Origin of the sequence: Caballeronia sp. AZ1_KS37 (genome assembly GCF_023631165.1) — a bacterium.
GTDB classification, from domain to species: domain Bacteria; phylum Pseudomonadota; class Gammaproteobacteria; order Burkholderiales; family Burkholderiaceae; genus Caballeronia; species Caballeronia zhejiangensis.
Genome location: NZ_JALQDP010000037.1, coordinates 108290 through 124675, shown reverse-complemented (window position 1 = coordinate 124675; position 16386 = coordinate 108290). Strand labels below are relative to the sequence as shown.

The 16386-nt window shown below is 64.0% G+C and carries 18 protein-coding genes; 12 read left to right on the top strand and 6 right to left on the bottom strand.

Going from position 1 to position 16386, the window contains the following annotated elements; all coding sequences use genetic code 11:
• Nucleotides 1-144: 144 nt before the first annotated feature.
• Complete coding sequence (locus tag NCS00_RS24950; protein WP_284508176.1) at nt 145-531, top strand: response regulator; 387 nt, start codon at nt 145-147, stop codon at nt 529-531.
• Nucleotides 532-568: 37 nt separating this feature from the next.
• Here the strand turns inward: NCS00_RS24950 and NCS00_RS24945 are convergent, their stop codons facing one another.
• Complete coding sequence (locus NCS00_RS24945; RefSeq protein ID WP_250441256.1) at nt 569-754, bottom strand: hypothetical protein; 186 nt, start codon at nt 752-754, stop codon at nt 569-571.
• A 228-nt stretch (nt 755-982) separates the two neighbouring features.
• Here NCS00_RS24945 and NCS00_RS24940 point away from each other — a divergent pair, with 228 nt between their 5' ends.
• From NCS00_RS24940 to NCS00_RS24925, 4 genes are read left to right on the top strand one after another with little or no spacing between them, the layout of a single operon-like run.
• The gene (locus tag NCS00_RS24940; RefSeq protein ID WP_175982622.1) at nt 983-1822 is read left to right on the top strand and encodes an ABC transporter permease subunit; all 840 of its coding nucleotides are present in this window, start codon (nt 983-985) and stop codon (nt 1820-1822) included.
• Entirely contained in the window at nt 1819-2535 is a 717-nt protein-coding gene (locus tag NCS00_RS24935) for an ABC transporter ATP-binding protein (RefSeq protein ID WP_008349001.1), read from the top strand. The genes NCS00_RS24940 and NCS00_RS24935 overlap by 4 nt, the downstream gene beginning before the upstream one ends.
• Nucleotides 2536-2565: 30 nt before the next feature.
• Nucleotides 2566-3570 (top strand): NrtA/SsuA/CpmA family ABC transporter substrate-binding protein, encoded by a 1005-nt coding sequence (locus NCS00_RS24930; protein ID WP_033536495.1) that lies wholly within the window; start codon nt 2566-2568, stop codon nt 3568-3570.
• A 16-nt stretch (nt 3571-3586) separates the two neighbouring features.
• A complete protein-coding gene (locus tag NCS00_RS24925) occupies nt 3587-4828 on the top strand; it encodes an acyl-CoA dehydrogenase family protein (protein ID WP_250441255.1) in 1242 nt (413 codons plus the stop codon).
• 47 nt (nt 4829-4875) lie between these two features.
• Here NCS00_RS24925 and NCS00_RS24920 read toward each other — a convergent pair whose 3' ends face one another.
• Nucleotides 4876-5931, bottom strand: a complete 1056-nt coding sequence (locus NCS00_RS24920) for an LLM class flavin-dependent oxidoreductase (RefSeq protein WP_008349006.1) — start codon at nt 5929-5931, stop codon at nt 4876-4878.
• Nucleotides 5932-6271: 340 nt separating this feature from the next.
• On the opposite strand from NCS00_RS24920, the gene tauA reads away from it, so the two are divergent.
• From tauA to NCS00_RS24895, 5 genes are all read left to right on the top strand, one after another.
• Nucleotides 6272-7237 (top strand): taurine ABC transporter substrate-binding protein, encoded by a 966-nt coding sequence (gene tauA, locus NCS00_RS24915; RefSeq protein WP_372492545.1) that lies wholly within the window; start codon nt 6272-6274, stop codon nt 7235-7237.
• On the top strand, nt 7234-8013 hold the full coding sequence (locus NCS00_RS24910) for a taurine ABC transporter ATP-binding protein (protein WP_008349010.1): 780 nt from the start codon (nt 7234-7236) through the stop codon (nt 8011-8013). Before tauA ends, NCS00_RS24910 begins: the two co-directional genes overlap by 4 nt.
• Nucleotides 8010-8885, top strand: a complete 876-nt coding sequence (locus NCS00_RS24905) for an ABC transporter permease subunit (RefSeq protein WP_502801598.1) — start codon at nt 8010-8012, stop codon at nt 8883-8885. Before NCS00_RS24910 ends, NCS00_RS24905 begins: the two co-directional genes overlap by 4 nt.
• Before the next feature lie 266 nt (nt 8886-9151).
• Nucleotides 9152-10840: an ATPase gene (locus NCS00_RS24900; RefSeq protein WP_250441254.1), complete on the top strand. Its 1689-nt coding sequence runs from the start codon at nt 9152-9154 to the stop codon at nt 10838-10840.
• 73 nt (nt 10841-10913) lie between these two features.
• Nucleotides 10914-11900 (top strand): transglutaminase family protein, encoded by a 987-nt coding sequence (locus NCS00_RS24895; protein ID WP_008349015.1) that lies wholly within the window; start codon nt 10914-10916, stop codon nt 11898-11900.
• Here the strand turns inward: NCS00_RS24895 and NCS00_RS24890 are convergent.
• The 3 genes from NCS00_RS24890 to NCS00_RS24880 are packed head-to-tail and all read right to left on the bottom strand — an operon-like array spanning nt 11887 to nt 13739.
• Nucleotides 11887-12633 (bottom strand): SDR family NAD(P)-dependent oxidoreductase, encoded by a 747-nt coding sequence (locus NCS00_RS24890; RefSeq protein WP_250441253.1) that lies wholly within the window; start codon nt 12631-12633, stop codon nt 11887-11889. The two genes, NCS00_RS24895 and NCS00_RS24890, sit on opposite strands and share 14 nt — an antisense overlap.
• 4 nt (nt 12634-12637) lie before the next feature.
• Nucleotides 12638-13000 carry a cupin domain-containing protein gene (locus NCS00_RS24885; RefSeq protein WP_250441252.1) on the bottom strand — a complete coding sequence of 121 codons (363 nt, stop codon included), beginning with the start codon at nt 12998-13000 and terminating at the stop codon, nt 12638-12640.
• Nucleotides 13001-13034: 34 nt separating this feature from the next.
• Complete coding sequence (locus NCS00_RS24880) at nt 13035-13739, bottom strand: glutathione S-transferase family protein (RefSeq protein WP_175982630.1); 705 nt, start codon at nt 13737-13739, stop codon at nt 13035-13037.
• A 120-nt stretch (nt 13740-13859) separates the two neighbouring features.
• Here NCS00_RS24880 and nudC point away from each other — a divergent pair, with 120 nt between their 5' ends.
• Nucleotides 13860-14777, top strand: a complete 918-nt coding sequence (gene nudC / locus NCS00_RS24875) for an NAD(+) diphosphatase (protein WP_250436879.1) — start codon at nt 13860-13862, stop codon at nt 14775-14777.
• A 100-nt stretch (nt 14778-14877) separates the two neighbouring features.
• Complete coding sequence (locus NCS00_RS24870; RefSeq protein WP_250441251.1) at nt 14878-15465, top strand: histidine phosphatase family protein; 588 nt, start codon at nt 14878-14880, stop codon at nt 15463-15465.
• A gap of 211 nt (nt 15466-15676) precedes the next feature.
• Here NCS00_RS24870 and NCS00_RS24865 read toward each other — a convergent pair whose 3' ends face one another.
• The gene (locus NCS00_RS24865; protein WP_008349021.1) at nt 15677-16342 is read right to left on the bottom strand and encodes a MarC family protein; all 666 of its coding nucleotides are present in this window, start codon (nt 16340-16342) and stop codon (nt 15677-15679) included.
• Between the last annotated feature and the right edge of the window lie 44 nt (nt 16343-16386).

Sequence of the window (16386 nt, the reverse complement as noted above, 5' to 3'; positions counted from 1 at the left end):
TAAGAGTAAAACGGATGTGCGTAGAGTTACAGGCTCATCGGGCTGTCTCCAGATAGTCGAGCGGATTGTGGACGCGGCGCAGCGAGCGCGACGCTTGCGGCGCCGGTTACTTGCACGACGAAGGGCAACGCCACAGATCGACCTTTGCCGACGATCGCGGTCGTTTTACATAGGCTGCAAAGCTGGTTCGAGTCGAGTGACCGGTTTCGGGTGTCGGCGTGCGTCAGGAACGTCGATAGATTGCTCGCGAGGCTGAAGACGACGAGCTATGACGTAATCGTGCTGAGCTGCGGCATGGAAGGCTCACCCGCCGACGACTTCGCGTTTTTGCGGGAGATGCGCCTGGCGTGTCCGGATACGCCGGTCGTCGTTTTCACCGACGCAACCCACGCTCACACGCTTGCCGAGACGCAGCGCGCGGGCGCGGCGGGCCTCGTGAGCATGCACGAGGGCGCGGGCGAGTTCGAACGCGTATGCAAGCGCGTGCTTTCCGGCGCGAGAGGGATCGTCTGGGCGCGCATCGCCGCTTAGACGCCTCCCCCTGCCACGGACCACTAGACAATTCCGATCATGCGCGCAGATACGTGGCTACCACCGCGCTCGTGAGCCGATCGAGTGCTTGCTGCCGCCGTTTCAATACCAGAAGAGATTCGACCATCATCAGATCGTGTTTCAGGCGATCGTCCATTATCGAGGCGGCTTCGATCTGTTTAATCAGCGTGTAAATCCGAACCGCGCACTGTTTGTCGCTCAAAAAAGCGACGTGTCGAGCTCTTGTTGCAGACATTGAATGGCGCTGACGAGGTCATATTGATTCATGCGGCGGGCATAAGCGAAAGAGGTTTGCAAGCGCGTCTCTCGTAGTAAGCAATGCGTATGCCCTAACGCGGTGAAGCGTGAAAAGCAAAGCACAATAAAACGTTTGTTGCGTGCATTCCGAAGCTTTCTAATTACAGGCTCGAATTCACGACGAGCCGACAAGATGGCTGACCTGACATCCACGCGCGACACCTATCGCTCGGGACACGCGTCTCGCGCGCTGATTTCCAAAGACGTGCTCTACCGATGGCTCTCCTGGACCATCCCCGCAATCGTGGTGCTGCTATGGGAAATCGCGGCGCGCCTCGGACTGATCGCGCCGCAGGTCCTCCCGGCACCGAGCAGCGTCTTCGAAACGGCCGTCCACATGGCGCAAAACGGCGAACTCTTCGTGCACCTGGGCGTGTCGCTGCTGCGCGCCGCGGGAGGCTTCGTCATCGGCGGAACGATCGGGCTCGCGCTCGGCATCGCCGTCGGATTCTCGCCGCTCGCGCAAGCGCTCCTCGACCGCTCGATCCAGATGGTGCGCGCCATTCCTTTCCTGGCGATGCTGCCGCTCGTCATCGTCTGGTTCGGCGTCGGCGAAGTCGCCAAGATCTTTCTGGTCGCGCTCGCGGTGCTCTTCCCGATCTACATCAACACGATGCTCGGCATTCGCCAGATCGATTCGAAACTGATGGAACTCGCCCGCGTGATCGGCCTGAACCGAACGGCGATCGTGCGACGAATCATCCTTCCCGGCGCGATGCCGTCGATCCTCACCGGCGTGCGTTACGCGCTCGCCCACGCGTGGCTCGCGCTCGTCATCGCCGAGACGCTGGCCACGACGAAAGGCATCGGGTTCCTCGCGATGGACGCCCGCGAATTCCTGAACACCAACGTCATTCTGCTCACCATCATCATCTACGCGATCATCGGCGTCGTCGCGGATGCGCTCGTGCGCCTGCTCGAAGCCCGCTATCTCTCGTGGCACGCGAACTACGCGAAAGGGGCGCGCACATGACGGCCATCGTTACGCGCCGCGACGCGCGCGTCGGTTCGCCGGCGCTGGCGGTGTCCGTGCGCGGACTGCAAAGACGCTATGGCAGCCGCGTCGTCATCGATGCACTGGACCTCGATATTCGCAAAGGCGAATTCGTCGCGCTGCTCGGCGAAAGCGGATGCGGCAAGACAACGCTGCTACGCGCGCTCGCGGGGCTCGATTCCCCCGACGCCGGGTCGATCCGCGCGCCGGAACGTCCGTCCGTCGTGTTTCAGGAGCATCGCCTGCTGCCCTGGTCGACGTTATGGCAGAACGTCGCGCTCGGCTACGAGAATACGATCGGCCGGACGGGCGCGGCGCGCGCGCTGGCCGAAGTCGGACTCGCCGGCCGCGAGGACGACTGGCCGCGCAATCTGTCTGGCGGTCAGGCGCAGCGCGTGGCGCTGGCGCGGGCGCTCATCCACGATCCCGCGCTGCTGCTGCTCGACGAGCCGTTCGCCGCGCTCGATGCGCTCACGCGCATCCGCATGCACGGTCTCGTCAAGGAACTCGTCGCGCTGCATCGGCCAGGCGTGCTGATCGTCACGCATGACGTCGACGAAGCGCTCACGCTCGCCGACAGGATTCTCGTCATGCGCGCCGGACGCATCGCGGCGTCATTCGAACCCGGCGAACACGCGCCGCAGGCACTGCGCCCCGCCCTGCTCGCGGAACTCGGCGTCCGGTCTCACTGATCACTTTTCCATAAGACAAGAAGGACGAGCATGAACGACTCATCGCTGAGCCGCCGCCGGTTGCTGCGCGCGGCGGGAGGCCTCCTGGCCGGCGCCGCGACCGGCGGATTGTTCCCGGCACGCGCGGCCGAGCCGCGCAAGCTGACGCGCAACACCGATACGGTCCGCATCGGCTGGGGTTACGGCAGCCTGCCCGACATCGCGAAACAGCGCGGCGTGTTCGAGAAGACGCTCGCCGCGAAAGGCATCAAGGTCGAATGGGTCGGCCCTTTCCCGAACCATGCGCCTTCGATACAGGCCGTGGTCGGCGGCAGCGCCGACTTCGGATTCTGGGGATCGACGACTCCCGCACTCGCCGCGATGCTCGCCGGCTCGCCGATCGTCTTCACCGCGTTCGACATCTATTCGCCGCGCTCGACGGCCATCATCGCGAAGAAGTCGAGCGGCATCGAATCCGTCGCCGATCTCGCGGGCCGCAAGGTCGCCGTCAACCGGTCGGGGCTTGGCGAATTCCTGTTGATCGCCGCGCTGGAGAAGCATCGCGTCGATCGCGACAAGGTCCAGTTCGTCTATCTGAATCCGCCCGACGCGGCGCCCGCCTTCGCGCAAGGCAAAGTCGACGCTTGGTCGATGTGGTCGCCCGGCGTCGACATCTCGCGCTTCTCGAACGACGCGAAAGACATCTTCAACGAAGGCCGCGATCTGGATTTTCTGATCGATTACAGCTCGCTCGTCACGCGCCGCAAGTTCACCGAGGAGAATTCCGAACTGATCCGCGCGGTGATCGATGCGTATTACGTGGAAGGCGCGTGGCAGTCGGCGCATTCCGCCGAAGCCGAATTGCTCGTGCAGCGCGAGGGCAAATATCCGGATCAGGTGCGCGACTATCTCGCAAGCCTCAAGCGCGTCAATCAGTTTCACGAGCCCGACGATGCCGCTTTCATCGCGCAATTTCAGCGCGCCGCCGACTGGCTGGCCGAGCGCAAGATCATCAACTCGCGCATCAAGGTCGCGGATTACAGCATCAAGGTGTGAATCGAGGAGCGCACGAATGTCTGACGTCAACTATCCGACGAGCGCCGGACCGACGCTCGTCTCCCCGCTGTCCGCCGCGCTCGGCTTTTCGGAGATCATCGGTGACATCGCCGCGACTGCCGCCGAGCGCGAACGCGGGCACCGGCTGCCGCACGAAGAGATTGCAAAGCTCAAGGCGCTCGGCTTCGGCGCGCTGCGTCTTCCCGTCGATGCAGGCGGAAGCGGCGTTTCGCTGAACGGGCTTTTCATCGTCGCACGCGATCTCGCCGCGGCGGATTCGAACATCGCCCACGCGTTTCGCAATCATCTGTGGCAAGTGGAAGCCGCGCTCCGGAGACGCGAGCAACCGTTCCATACGCGCGTGCTGGAGCTGACCGCGCAGAAGAAGACCATCGGCCTGAGCTTCGTCGACAGCGACGTGGTCGCCGCCGGCGCGCGCCCGACCAAAGTCCTCAGTCGGCTCGAATGGGATGCGTCGCGCGACGTGTACGTCGGCTCCGGCGACAAGATCTACGCGACGGGTAATCTGTATAACGACGCGTTCACCGGCCTCGCCGTGGAAAGCCGCGCGGGCCGCACCGTGCAGTACGTGCTGGAACGCGGCGCGGGCGTCGACGACGACGATGACTGGCAAGGCTTCGGCCAGCGCCTCACAGGTTCGGGAACGGCGCGGTTTCGCGATGTGACGGTTCCAGCCGCGCAGCTTTATCCGCCCGATCCGCCGAAGTCCGATGAAGCCGCGCCATGGGGCTTCACGTTTCATCAGGTTTATCTCACCAACTGCATCGCGGGCATCGTGCGGCGCGTGGCGCTGGACGCCGTCGACGTGCTGCGCACGCGCGGACGCAACTTCTATCACGGTGAAGCCGCGCATCCCGTCGATGAACCCGTGCTGCAATCGCTGCTCGGCCGTATCCGCGCGTATGCGGCGAGCGTCGAAGCGATCGCGGATCGCGCGGCCGGCGCATTGCAGCGCGCATGGGATCGACACGGCACACGCGACGAATACGAGGCGACGCTCGCGGCCACGCTCGCGGCATCGGAAGCCAAGGTCGTGATCGACGATCTCGCCCCGCAGATCGCAAGTTGGCTGATCGATCTCGGCTCGGGCTCCGTGGTGTCGCGCGTCGGCGCGCTGGACCGGCACTGGCGCAACATCAAGGTGATCGCGTCGCACAATCCGCGCGTCTACAAGGAACGCTTTCTCGGACAGAACCTGCTGACCGGGCAATTGCCGCCCACGGGCGCGTTCTTCTGATCGCGCGCGCCGTCCCTTGTCGAAAGCGGACGGGACGGCGCGCTTTCTTAGTCGAGCAGACGTCGCACGCGCGGCACGACTTCGTGCGCGAAGCGGGCCATGTCGGCCTCGAAGGGCTGGAATTGCAGCATGAAGAGTTCGATGCCCGCGCGATGAAAGTCGACGATGCGCCGCGCGACCGTGTCGTAATCGCCGACGAGGTCCGCGGCCGTGCCGCCGTTCGACCCGACGCGCGCCGATCGCGCGAAGGTCTGGTGCATCACCGCGTTCGGATCGGTATTGGCCTTTTGCCGTTCGCGCAGCGGCTTGTCGAGTTCCGCCAGCGCGAACAGATGTTCGAGATGAGCCTGCGCTTCGTCCTGCGTCTCGCGCGCGATCACGAACGCCGACAGGCCGAAGCGCAAAGGCTCGTGCCCCGCCGGGCGCGCGCGGGCGGAGACATCGGCGATCAGGGCCGCAACGTCGTCGTGCGGCTGGCCGTTGATGAACCACACATCGCCATGCGCCGCGACGAGCGAGCGCGCCGGCTCCGACTCGCCGCCGACATAGATGCGCGGACGCGCGCGAAACGGATCGGCGGGCCGTAACTGATAGTCGTCGATCCGGAAGTTGTCGCCGCGATGCTTCACGGCTTCTCCGCGCAGCAACGCATCGACGACCGAGATCCACTCGCGTCCGTACGCATAGCGCTCGTCATGCTCCGCGAAGCCGATGCCCGCGCGCTCCAGTTCCGGACGATTCCACGCATTGACGAGGTTGATCGCGAAGCGTCCGCCGCTGATGTGCTCGATCTGCTGCGCCATCTTCGCGAGCACGACCGGATGATAGAGATAAGGCTTGATAGCCGCGATGATCTCGATGCGCGACGTAAGGGCAGCCAATGCCGCCGATGCCGTCCACGCTTCGAGCTGATCGAGCGAAGGATCGTGCGGATTGATCGTGTGCTGGGCGACGAGCACGGAGTCGTAACCGAGGCGCTCGGCCTCTAGCACGAGCGCCTTGTTGCGCGCCCACGAGGCATCGTAGGGCTCGGCGGGATCCTGCAACGCCGCGCGACTGCCATGCACGAGCGCCCAGACGCCGAAGCGGGGAAGATTGGACATCGCTTGAATGAACCGAAGGACAGGTTGGAGAGGATGCTCATGCTAACGCCGGGCCCGCCCGCGGCGATCCAATTTCTATCGATAAGGAATTATCCATTTGGCATTTGAAGACTCGGGAAACTGTCTTCCTGAGCGCAGTTCTTCCGATAACCCTATGACGGCGCATGGCGAATATGCGAAGCACGCGCCGCGTCATTTACTACGCACGATTGCTTCGTAGCCGCGGCACGCAAAGTGCCTATAGTCGAAGGCTTCACCACATCATTTCGTCCGTTCCATGAAACCTTCGATCCATCGCCGCGCGCTGATCGCCGGCATCGCATCCATCGTTCTCGCTGCTATGGCGCCCGTTCACGCAAACGCCGAAACGCGCGAAGTGGTCATCGGCTATCAGGACATGGTCGTGCCCTGGCGTTATGCGCAGGCGAGCGGCGCCGTCGAGAAAGCCACCGGATACAAGGTCACGTATCGCAAGCTCGGCAGCGGCGCGGATGTCATTCGCGCGCTCGCATCGGGCTCCATTCAGTTGGGCGAAGCCGGCTCCAGCCCGATCGCGGCGGGCTTGTCGCAAGGCGTCGACCTTTCGCTGTTCTGGATTCTCGACAACATCAACGACGCCGAGGCGCTCGTCGCGCGCAACGGCTCGGGCGTAAGCAAGCTCGCGGATCTGAAAGGCAAGACGCTCGGCGTGCCGTATGTGTCGACGTCGCATTTTCATGCGCTCGTCGCCTTGCAACAGGCAGGCGTCGATCCGTCGACGGTGAAGATCGTCAATCTGCGTCCGCCGGAGGTCGCGGCGGCGTGGGAACGCGGCAATATCGACGCGACGTATATCTGGGACCCGGTGCTCGCCAAAGCCAAGCAGAACGGCAAAGTGCTGATCACGTCGGGCGAAGTGGCGAAGGAATCGGGCAAGGCGACCTTCGACGGCTTCGTCGCGTCGCGCAAGTTCGCGCAGGACAATTCGGCGTTCCTGAACGGTTTCGTCAAAGTGCTCGCCGATACCGACGCGCAATACCGCGATCACAAAGCCGACTGGACCGCCGCGTCGAAACAGGTGCAGGCCGTCGCGCAGGAATCCGGCGCGAATCCCGCCGACGTGCCCGCGAGTCTCGCGCTCTACGCCTTCCCGAGCGCGGGCGAGCAGGCGTCGCCGACCTGGCTCGGCGGCGGAGCGCAATCCGGGGCGGCAAAGTCGCTCGCGGCAACCGCTCAGTTCCTCAAACAGCAGGGCACGATTCAGAACGTGCTCGCGGATTACTCCACGGGCGTCGATCCGCGCTTCGTGCAGCAGGCCGCGAAATGACATCGCTTTCCATCCGCAACCTCGGCGTCACGTATGAAGGCGCGAGCACGCCCGCGTTGCAAGGCGTCGACTTGCAGATCGGCAGCGGCGAGTTCGTCGTGGCGCTGGGTGCATCGGGATGCGGCAAGACCACGCTGCTGAATTGTCTCGCGGGTTTCCTGGAGCCGACCGAAGGCGAAGCGTCATTGAATGGCGAACCGATCGACGGGCCCGGCGCCGAGCGTGGCGTCGTGTTCCAGAAGCATGCGCTGATGCCGTGGCTGAACGTCATCGACAACGTCGCGCTTGGCTTGCGTTTTCGCGGCGTGAAGCGCGACGAGCGCCGCGAGATCGCGCGTCGCACGCTCGCGCTCGTCGGCCTCGCGCAACATGAACACGCGAAGGTCTACGCGCTGTCGGGCGGGATGCAGCAGCGCGTCGGAATTGCGCGCGCGCTCGCGAGCGATCCCGAAGTATTGCTGATGGACGAACCGATGGGCGCGCTCGACGCCCTCACGCGCGAAACCGTGCAGGAACTCGTGCTCGACGTTTGGGCGCGCACCGGAAAGACGGTGTTCTTCATCACGCACAGCGTGGAAGAGGCACTCTTTCTGGCGACGCGCCTCGTGCTGATGACGCCAGGTCCGGGCCGCATCGAAGAGGTGCACGAACTGCCCTTCTCGCGGGACTACGTTCGCAGCCGCGATGCGCGCGCCGTCAAATCGTCGCCCGCGTTCATCGAATGGCGGGAGCGGCTGACGCGCCGCCTGCATCGCACCGAGACGGAGGCGGCGTGAACCGGCCCGCTCGCGATGTCCCGCTGCCGAACGCCCCAAGCGCATCGCCAGCCACGCGACGCGTCACCCGCACGAAGCATCGCGCGCGCTATCGCGGGATGCCGGGCGCGGGGCCGACCGCGCTGCCCAGCGCGCTGTGCGTCGCGACGCTCGCGGCATTGTGGTGGGCGGCCACGCATTTCCACTGGCTGCCGCCGCTCTTTCTGCCTTCGCCCGAGGCGGTCTGGCAGGCGTTCATCGACGCGTTGCACGGACGGCTTCAGGGCGGATTGCCGCTCTCGGAGCATCTCTTGTGGAGCGTGATCCGCGTGTTCGGCGCGTTCGCGCTCGCGGTTGTCACGGCGGTGCCGGTCGGAATTCTGATGGGCGTGAGCCGCATCGCGCGCGGCGTGCTCGATCCGCCGCTCGAGTTCTATCGGCCGCTGCCGCCGCTCGCGTATCTACCGCTCGTCGTCATCTACTTTGGTATCGATGAAACCGCGAAGATCGTCGTCATCTGGCTCGCCTGCTTCGCGCCGATCGCGATGGCCGCGCGCGCCGGCGTCAGGAGCGCGACTGCCGAGCAGGTGAACGCCGCGTGGTCGCTCGGCGCGAACTTCGGGCAAGTCGTGCGGTTCGTCGTGCTGCCCGCCGCGCTGCCCGAAATACTGACGGGCCTGCGCATCGCCGTGGGCTTCGGCTGGACCACGCTCGTCGCCGCCGAAATGGTCGCCGCGACCGCCGGCCTGGGCCAGATGGTGCTCAACGCGTCGAGCTTTCTGCGCACCGACGTGGTGGTGATGGGCATCGTGCTGATCGGCGCGATCGCGTGGATTTTCGACTTCGGCATGCGCGCGCTGGAGCAGCGGCTCGTGCCGTGGAAAGGACGCTGAGCCGCACGGGCCTGGCGTCGCGGCGAACTTGGAATCGGCTGGACTCCTGATCCAGTAAGGGTTCCCTATCCGGCAATAAGGAAAATTAATTATTGACGTACTGCTGCTGAAAGGCAGAATCTCTCGGAAACAATCCTAATAAGTATTTCAGCGGCGCGACACGCTGAGAACAGATTTCCTTCCGCCATGCGTTGACGTGGTCTCTATACATGGAGAACAAAATGAGAAGGATACGAGGGATGGTCCTGGCTATTTCATCAGGAGTATTGATCAGTGCATGCGGCGGCGACGCCGGCTCCGATGTCTCAGGCCAGAGCACGAAAAGCATCGCAGGACAGCCGGCTTCACAGACCGAATCGACGACCAAGGGCTACGCGTTGTCGACCGTCATCTGGAGCCGCGTTCCCATCGGCGTGTGCTGGGACATGAACAACGCGGATTTCGCGCGCTTCGCGTCGGCACGAAACTGGAGCCGCCTCGCAGTTCAGGAGACCTGGGAACAGCATTCGGGCGTGCGTTTCACAGGCTGGCAGCAATGCACGAATGACCCCAATTACTTCGGGATCCGAATCAGCGTCGATGACAGCGCGCAGAGCGGGCCGCATACTTTCGGCCTCGGCGCGATGCTGAACAACGCGGTCGGCGGAATGGCGCTCAACTTCACGTTCAGGAACTGGAGTCAAAGTTGCCAGGGACGCGAAGAATACTGCATACGCCGCATCGCCGCGCACGAATTCGGTCACGCGCTGGGCTTCGCGCACGAGCAGAACCGGCCCGACACGCCTTCGACCTGCAACGAGCCCGCGCAGGGCACGAACGGCGACACGACGATCGGCGCGTGGGATGTCGCTTCGATCATGAATTACTGCAAGCCCGAATGGAACGGTGACGGCAAGCTGAGCGCCACCGACATCGACATGGTGCAGAAATACTATGGGCCGCCGCCTTCCACTCAGACGGTGTACACGCTGACGCGTGCGCAGGCGCCGGCGCGGATTACCGCCTACGAGTTTCCTTCGCGCGCTGTGAAGGCGTCGATCGATCTTTCGCTGGGCGGCGACTATCAGCGCGTCGATCAGATGTTCGCAAGCGCCGACGGCAAGCGGCTGCACGTGCTGATGGAGCGAAATTCGACGTCCGTCGATCTCGCCACCATCGACACCGCGAGCAACAAGGTCGTGCGCGTCACGCCCATCGGTCCGATGTTGACGACGTTCACCGGCTATGGTTTTCAGCCCGCGTTGACCGGAAATCAGGTCTATCTGTGGAACAAAAATATCATCCACGTCGTCGATACGGATTCGGGAACGCTCGTCAGAATGCTCGTGCTGCCGAAAGAATTCAGCGTCATCAAGATCGCGACGGCCGCCAATGACAGCGAGCACATCTTCGCGCTCGCGAACGAGCGGGGAACGAGGCTGGAGGTGCTGCGCATCGAATCGGCGAGCGGCTTCATCAGGGGCGGCTATCCGGCCGGTTCGGCGCCGGCGGCGCCGCGCGATGAGTTCACCGTCACGCCGGATGCGAAGAAAGCGTATTTCGTCGGATTCGCGTCGCCGAACGCACAGGGCAATCTCACGGAGATGGACCTGGAGAGCGGCTTCACGCGCGTGCTGACCGATCTGCCGGAGAAGAATCCGAAGTTCATCGCGGCGATCAACAATCAGCAAATTCTCTTCGCCGATGACAATGCCAACAGCCCGAGCTCGGTCATCCTCTACGACGTGACGAGCAGAAGCAAGACGACCGCGCTGAGTTCGTCGAAGTCGATGGCGTATCTCCAATACGAACCGAAAACGAAATCCATTCTTCTGGAGCAAGACGGCGTCTGGTCCGTCAATCAGTTGAGGCAGCGCGCGGACGGAAAATACAGAGACGTCGATCTCGGCCTGCGATCGTTCAGCAGCGGTTCGGCGTATGGCGGCGTCGCTCCGTTCGTGCTCGTGACGCGTTGATGTTCAAGGCGGCGCGCCAGTGGCATGATTGTCGGGTCGACCCGATCGTGCAGCGCTGGCCCGGAGGTGGCACATGTCCGTCTTTCTCGAAGTCGAGCACGTCACGACCTATCGCTACAACACGCCGGTGGAATTCTCGCCGCATCGCGTGATGTTCCGGCCGCGCGCCGCGCACGATATCCGCGTGCTGTCGGCGACGCTCGCGGCCGCTCCGCACAGCACGCAGTACTGGATGCACGACGTGTTTTCCAATTCGGTCGCGGTCGTCGAGCCGCGCGTGCCCGCCGACACGCTCGAACTGCGCGCGCGTTTCGTCATCGAGCATTTCGGCATCAGGAATCTGGAGTTGCCGGTCGCGCCCGAAGCCGAGAATTATCCGTTTCAGTACGCCGACGAGGACCGGCTCGATCTGGCGTCTTTCCTGCCGCCGCAGTATCCCGACGATCAGCCGATGCTGCGCGACTGGGTCGCGCAGTTTCTGCCCCGGCGCGGCGTCACGCACACGCGCGACATTCTGGGGAACATCAACGCCGCCATTCGCAGCGACTTTCAGTATCAGTCGCGCGACGCGATGGGCACGCAGCGTCCGTCGGAGACACTGAATCGGCGCAGCGGCACCTGTCGCGATTTCGCGCTGCTGATGATGGAAGTCGTGCGCGGACTCGGACTGGCCGCGCGCTTCGTGTCCGGGTATTTGTACGATCAGGCGCTCGACACGCCCGCTGCGCCGGCCGTCCGCAACACGGGGCTGCAGCAGGGCGCGCGACAGATCGAGAGCCGCGACGAGCCGCTCGTCGTCGGCGCGGGCGCGACGCACGCGTGGCTGCACGTCTTTTTGCCGGGCGCGGGCTGGGTGCCCTACGATCCGACGAACTCGCTCGTCGGCGGCACCGATCTGATCCGCGTCGCGTACACGCGCAAGCCCGAACAGGCGGCGCCGGTGTCTGGATCGTGGTTCGGCGCCGCCGAGGACTTCGCCGGGATGGACGTCAGCGTCAGCGTGCGGCGCATCGAGCCGCCGAGCGAGCCGTTGGCGTCGGCGGCGATCAAAACGGACTGATCCCCGACATGCCGCCATCGACGGCAAGATCGGCGCCGGTCATGTATTGCGATGCATCCGTCGCAAGGAAAAGGATCGCCGATGCGATCTCGGCGGGGTCGGCCGGGCGCTTCATCGGGATGACTTTCGCCCACTCCAGCAATTGCGTCTCCGACATGCCCAAGCTGTCGAAGATCGGCGTGTTCGCGACGCCCGGCGAAATACTGTTGACGCGTATGCCGAGCTCGACGAATTCGGCGGCGAAGCTTTTGGCCAGAGAAACGACAGCCGCCTTCGACGCGCAATATGCGGAGAAATTTTTCGTGCCCTGATTGGCCGCGAGCGATGCCACGAGAACGATCGATGCCGGCCGCGCGAGCGAAGGCAGCGCTTCGCGCACCGTCGCATACACGCCGCCGACGTTGATGTTCAAGACATCGGTGAATTGTTCCAGCGAGGTTTCGCGCACGGGCGTCTGCCGGGAAATGCCGGCGTTGGCGACCAGAACGTCGATCTCGCGCTGAAAATGCTCGACTGCGGCTTTATAGAGACGCTGCATGTCGGCCGGACTGGCGGCGTCGGCCACGACGCACAGCGCATTCTCGCCGAGCGTTTGCGCGGCCTGACGCAGCTTCTCTTGGTTGCGTCCGCTGATCACGACGCGGGCGCCCTCCGACACGAACCGTTGCGCGGTGGCGAACCCGATGCCCGAGCTTGCGCCGGTCACGACCGCCAGTTTTTTATCGAGCAGCATCGTTTCATCCTTGCAGGTTGATGACGAGGGCGCGACCCGAGCGAACCGCGCGCGTCGAATGCCCCGAGCCTTTCAGATCGCCTGCGACGAACACCGAGCCTTCCGCGAAGCGCCGCGCGATGTCCCCGTCCTGCACCGCGATTTCAAGCTCGCCTTCGAGGACGACGACATACTGGCGCGACGGCGGATTATGACGATCGAGAAAATAGCCTTCGTCGAACTCATGCACCAGCACGCTCTCGCACGGCTGCGGCGGCGATAGCGTCACCGAAATGCCGTTGAACGGCACGGCGACGGTTTCGAACACGCGAATGGTCCTGAATGCCGAGTGCCCGTCGGCGTCGGTGTAGATCTCAGCGCAGTCCATGACGTCTCCTTGTCGACGATCCGCTTCGTAAATGTCACGCCACCGCTCCCTGGCCCATGCGTTCGCGCACCGCGCCGCAATGTTCGACGAGCTTGCCGCGCGTGGCGACGAATCGTTTGAGCGGCGTATCGATGTCGTAGAACCAGATGTTCGCGACGAACCCGTACAGCGCGGCATCGATGCTCGCGGGCGCGTCGCCGAACATGAACGGACCGTCGCCGAGCAGATTCGCTATTGCCTGGAGACTCGCGATGCCGCGCGCATACACGGCGTCCGGCTCGTATCTGCCGATGCCCTGATATCGATAGCGTTCGAAGTTGTATTTGCGCGCGCCTTCGAGCGCGTCGGCGCCGATGTCCGGATGCTGCGTCAGGAGCGCATCGCGAAACTGCGGCCAGTAGCGGTCGTCGCGCCAGCGCGAGTACGACATCACCCAGTAAAGATCGTCGAGCGTGCGGCGGACCAGCAGATCGAGATCGCGCTGCGCGGCGCCCAGCGCGTCGTCCAGTTCGATCGCGTGCTTGCTCTTCAGATGCGCGATGATCGCATCGCTGTCGCCGATGGTTTCATCGCCGTCGACGAGATACGGCAACTGCCCGCGCGGCGCGGCGCTCGTGTCCAGCACGTGACGATGCTCGAATGGCAGGGCCGCGAGCTTCAGGAACGCGAACACCTTCAATCCGAACGGATTGTTGTCTTCGAGGCCGAACAACTGAGGATACGAATAGAGCGTGATCATCGACGTCTCCGTGCGTCCTCCAGCAAGGACGCGCCAAGTTCGTTACGATTCCCGGTTGGCCTTGCATCTTCCCGTCACGCGTCGCGCCGCTTCCGCGCGCCGCCACACACGAAAAATACTATGCCCACGCCGCCTCATGCCATCGGTTTTACACTCGATCCGCTCGATCGCGTATCGGAGAAGCGCGACGATGAAACCTACGTCGCCGGCCTGCGCGACGATCCCGCCACGCGCTTTCTGCTGTTCGTGAACAACGTGCCGCTGTTCAAGCGCGCGGACGGTCACGATCCCCTTTTCGTCGCGCAGGAAATCGCGGCGCTCGGCGCGCCCGCGCAGACGGTTCTTCTCGGCCGCGACGCCGACCGCCGCGCGCTGTTCGCCCATTCCTTCGATGCAGAAACGCCGAGCCTCGCCGATGTCGAAGCGGTCGAACTGCGCCCCATCGCGATGCAGGGTCTCGTGTCGCCGCCGCTCGTCAGCGCGCTCGGCGAAGCGCGATCGATGCTCGACTGGCATCGCCGGCATCGCTTCTGCGCGAACTGCGGCCATCCGACCGATTCGGCGGGCGCGGGCTGGCGGCGCATCTGTCCGAACTGCAAGGCGCAGCATTTTCCGCGTGTCGACCCCGTGGTCATCATGCTCGTCACGGATGGCGAACGCTGCCTGCTCGGCCGTCAGCCGCAATTTCTGCCGGGGATGTATTCGTCGCTTGCGGGCTTCGTCGAGCCGGGCGAGACTTTCGAGCACGCGGTGTATCGCGAAGTGCTGGAGGAAGCGGGCATCCGCTGCACGGACGTGCGCTATTTCGCGTCGCAGCCGTGGCCGTTTCCTTCATCGTTGATGATCGGATGCTTCGCGCGCGCCGTCACGACCGATATCACCATCGACAGGAACGAGCTCGAAGATGCGCGCTGGTTCACGCGCGAGGAGATCCGCGCGATGCTCGACGGCACGCACGAACAGGGACTTTCCGCGCCGAAGCCCTTCGCGATCGCGCATCATCTGCTGAAGGCGTTCGCGACGCGCGAGGTGGACTGAGTGGGCAGCTTCGCGGCGCGGCTTCGGCGATCGGTGCAGAATCCGAACCTGTGTTGCGCGGGGCGCGGCGAGAGCATTCATCAGACATCGGGTGAACGACATGAACATGAAAGGCGGCATGCATATTTGGCTGATCCGGCATGGTGAGACCGAGTGGAGCAAGTCGGGCCAGCACACCGGCACGACCGACATTCCGCTCACCGACGAAGGACGCAGACAGGCGCGGGCGCTCGCGCCGGTGCTCGCGTCGCAGTCTTTCGACTTAGTTTTGACGAGCCCGATGGGCCGCGCGATCGAAACCTGCCGGCTCGCGGGTCTGGGCGATCGCGCGACGGTGGAGTCCGAGCTTCACGAGTGGAATTACGGCATCTACGAAGGCCGCACCACGCCGGAAATCCGTGAAGAGGCGCCGGACTGGTCGGTATGGTCATCGCCGATTCCGGAGGGCGAAAATCTCGCGGATGTCGGCACGCGCGCGCAGGCGCTGATCGACAAGCTGCTCGCGACGAATGCGATGAACATCGCACTTTTTTCGCACGCGCATTTTTCGCGCGTGTTCGGGGCGCAGTGGGCGACGGGATCGCCGGCTCTTGGGGCGCATCTCGCGATGGATACCGCCGCGATGAGTGTGCTCGGGTTTGAGCGCGACGTCCGCGCCATTGTTAAGTGGAATCTCTTGCCTTTTTGATGTTTTTTGCGATAGGTCCCGTGATCGTGTCGGCCTTTTCTTTCGCCGGATCCCGTTTTCGTGTCGGTGCATTAGGACAGGGGCAACGCCAATAGACCGACACCAACACGGGATCCGGCGAAGAACCATAAAAACCATCATCAGCAAAAAGCCCATACCAACGGTGCCTGCGAAGTTCCTGCGATCCGCCATCAAAACCCCGTCTCCCGCTCTACTTGACGTTGAGCTGAACCGATGCGATCAGTTCCGACAAACCGAGCCAGAGAATCTGCACGCCGATACAAAAGATGATGAACGCGAAAAGGCGCATGGCAATCTGCGTTCCGACGGCGCCAAGCAGGCGCTCCAAATGCCCCGCGAATCGCACGCACACATAGATGCTCGCGCACAGAACGACAAGCCCGACGCCCACGCCGGCGAGATGCACCGGCTGCAGCCCATGACGCGGCGAGCCCGTGCCGAGCGCGATGGCGACCGCGATCGCACCCGGCCCGACGGTGATCGGCAGCGTCAGCGGATAGAACGCCTTCGCACGCAGCGACGCGCCGCCGCGCGGCGTGGGCGCGGGTTCGGCGCCGTCGTCGTCATCGGGCGTCTGAAGCAGGCTCCAGCCCGCCATCGCGACGACGAAACCGCCCGCCACGCGCAACACCGGAATCGAGATCCCGAAAAACGTCAGCACATAAGCGCCGATCAAAAGCGACGCCAGCAAGATCACGAAACTGTTGATGCAGATGCGCCGCGCGAGCTCGGCGCGATCGGCGTCGCCGATATGCGGCAGCATGCTCAGCACGACGAGCGCCGTCGCGGGAGGATTGATGATCGGGAACAATCCGGCGACGATCACAAGGACCGTCTTGGCGAATTCGTTGAGCATGCGCGTCGTTGTCCGTCGTTCGTTGGCGTGCTGCAAGCCCGGAC

What these genes read in the sequence shown, in the direction of transcription:
- NCS00_RS24940 (WP_175982622.1), top strand. Translation starts at nt 983, where the DNA reads ATGGCTGACCTGACATCCACGCGCGACACCTATCGCTCGGGACACGCG.
- NCS00_RS24935 (WP_008349001.1), top strand. Translation starts at nt 1,819, where the DNA reads ATGACGGCCATCGTTACGCGCCGCGACGCGCGCGTCGGTTCGCCGGCG.
- NCS00_RS24930 (WP_033536495.1), top strand. Translation starts at nt 2,566, where the DNA reads ATGAACGACTCATCGCTGAGCCGCCGCCGGTTGCTGCGCGCGGCGGGA.
- NCS00_RS24925 (WP_250441255.1), top strand. Translation starts at nt 3,587, where the DNA reads ATGTCTGACGTCAACTATCCGACGAGCGCCGGACCGACGCTCGTCTCC.
- NCS00_RS24920 (WP_008349006.1), bottom strand. Translation starts at nt 5,931, where the DNA reads ATGTCCAATCTTCCCCGCTTCGGCGTCTGGGCGCTCGTGCATGGCAGT.
- tauA (WP_372492545.1), top strand. Translation starts at nt 6,272, where the DNA reads ATGGCGCCCGTTCACGCAAACGCCGAAACGCGCGAAGTGGTCATCGGC.
- NCS00_RS24910 (WP_008349010.1), top strand. Translation starts at nt 7,234, where the DNA reads ATGACATCGCTTTCCATCCGCAACCTCGGCGTCACGTATGAAGGCGCG.
- NCS00_RS24895 (WP_008349015.1), top strand. Translation starts at nt 10,914, where the DNA reads ATGTCCGTCTTTCTCGAAGTCGAGCACGTCACGACCTATCGCTACAAC.
- NCS00_RS24890 (WP_250441253.1), bottom strand. Translation starts at nt 12,633, where the DNA reads ATGCTGCTCGATAAAAAACTGGCGGTCGTGACCGGCGCAAGCTCGGGC.
- NCS00_RS24885 (WP_250441252.1), bottom strand. Translation starts at nt 13,000, where the DNA reads ATGGACTGCGCTGAGATCTACACCGACGCCGACGGGCACTCGGCATTC.
- NCS00_RS24880 (WP_175982630.1), bottom strand. Translation starts at nt 13,739, where the DNA reads ATGATCACGCTCTATTCGTATCCTCAGTTGTTCGGCCTCGAAGACAAC.
- nudC (WP_250436879.1), top strand. Translation starts at nt 13,860, where the DNA reads ATGCCCACGCCGCCTCATGCCATCGGTTTTACACTCGATCCGCTCGAT.
- NCS00_RS24870 (WP_250441251.1), top strand. Translation starts at nt 14,878, where the DNA reads ATGAACATGAAAGGCGGCATGCATATTTGGCTGATCCGGCATGGTGAG.
- NCS00_RS24865 (WP_008349021.1), bottom strand. Translation starts at nt 16,342, where the DNA reads ATGCTCAACGAATTCGCCAAGACGGTCCTTGTGATCGTCGCCGGATTG.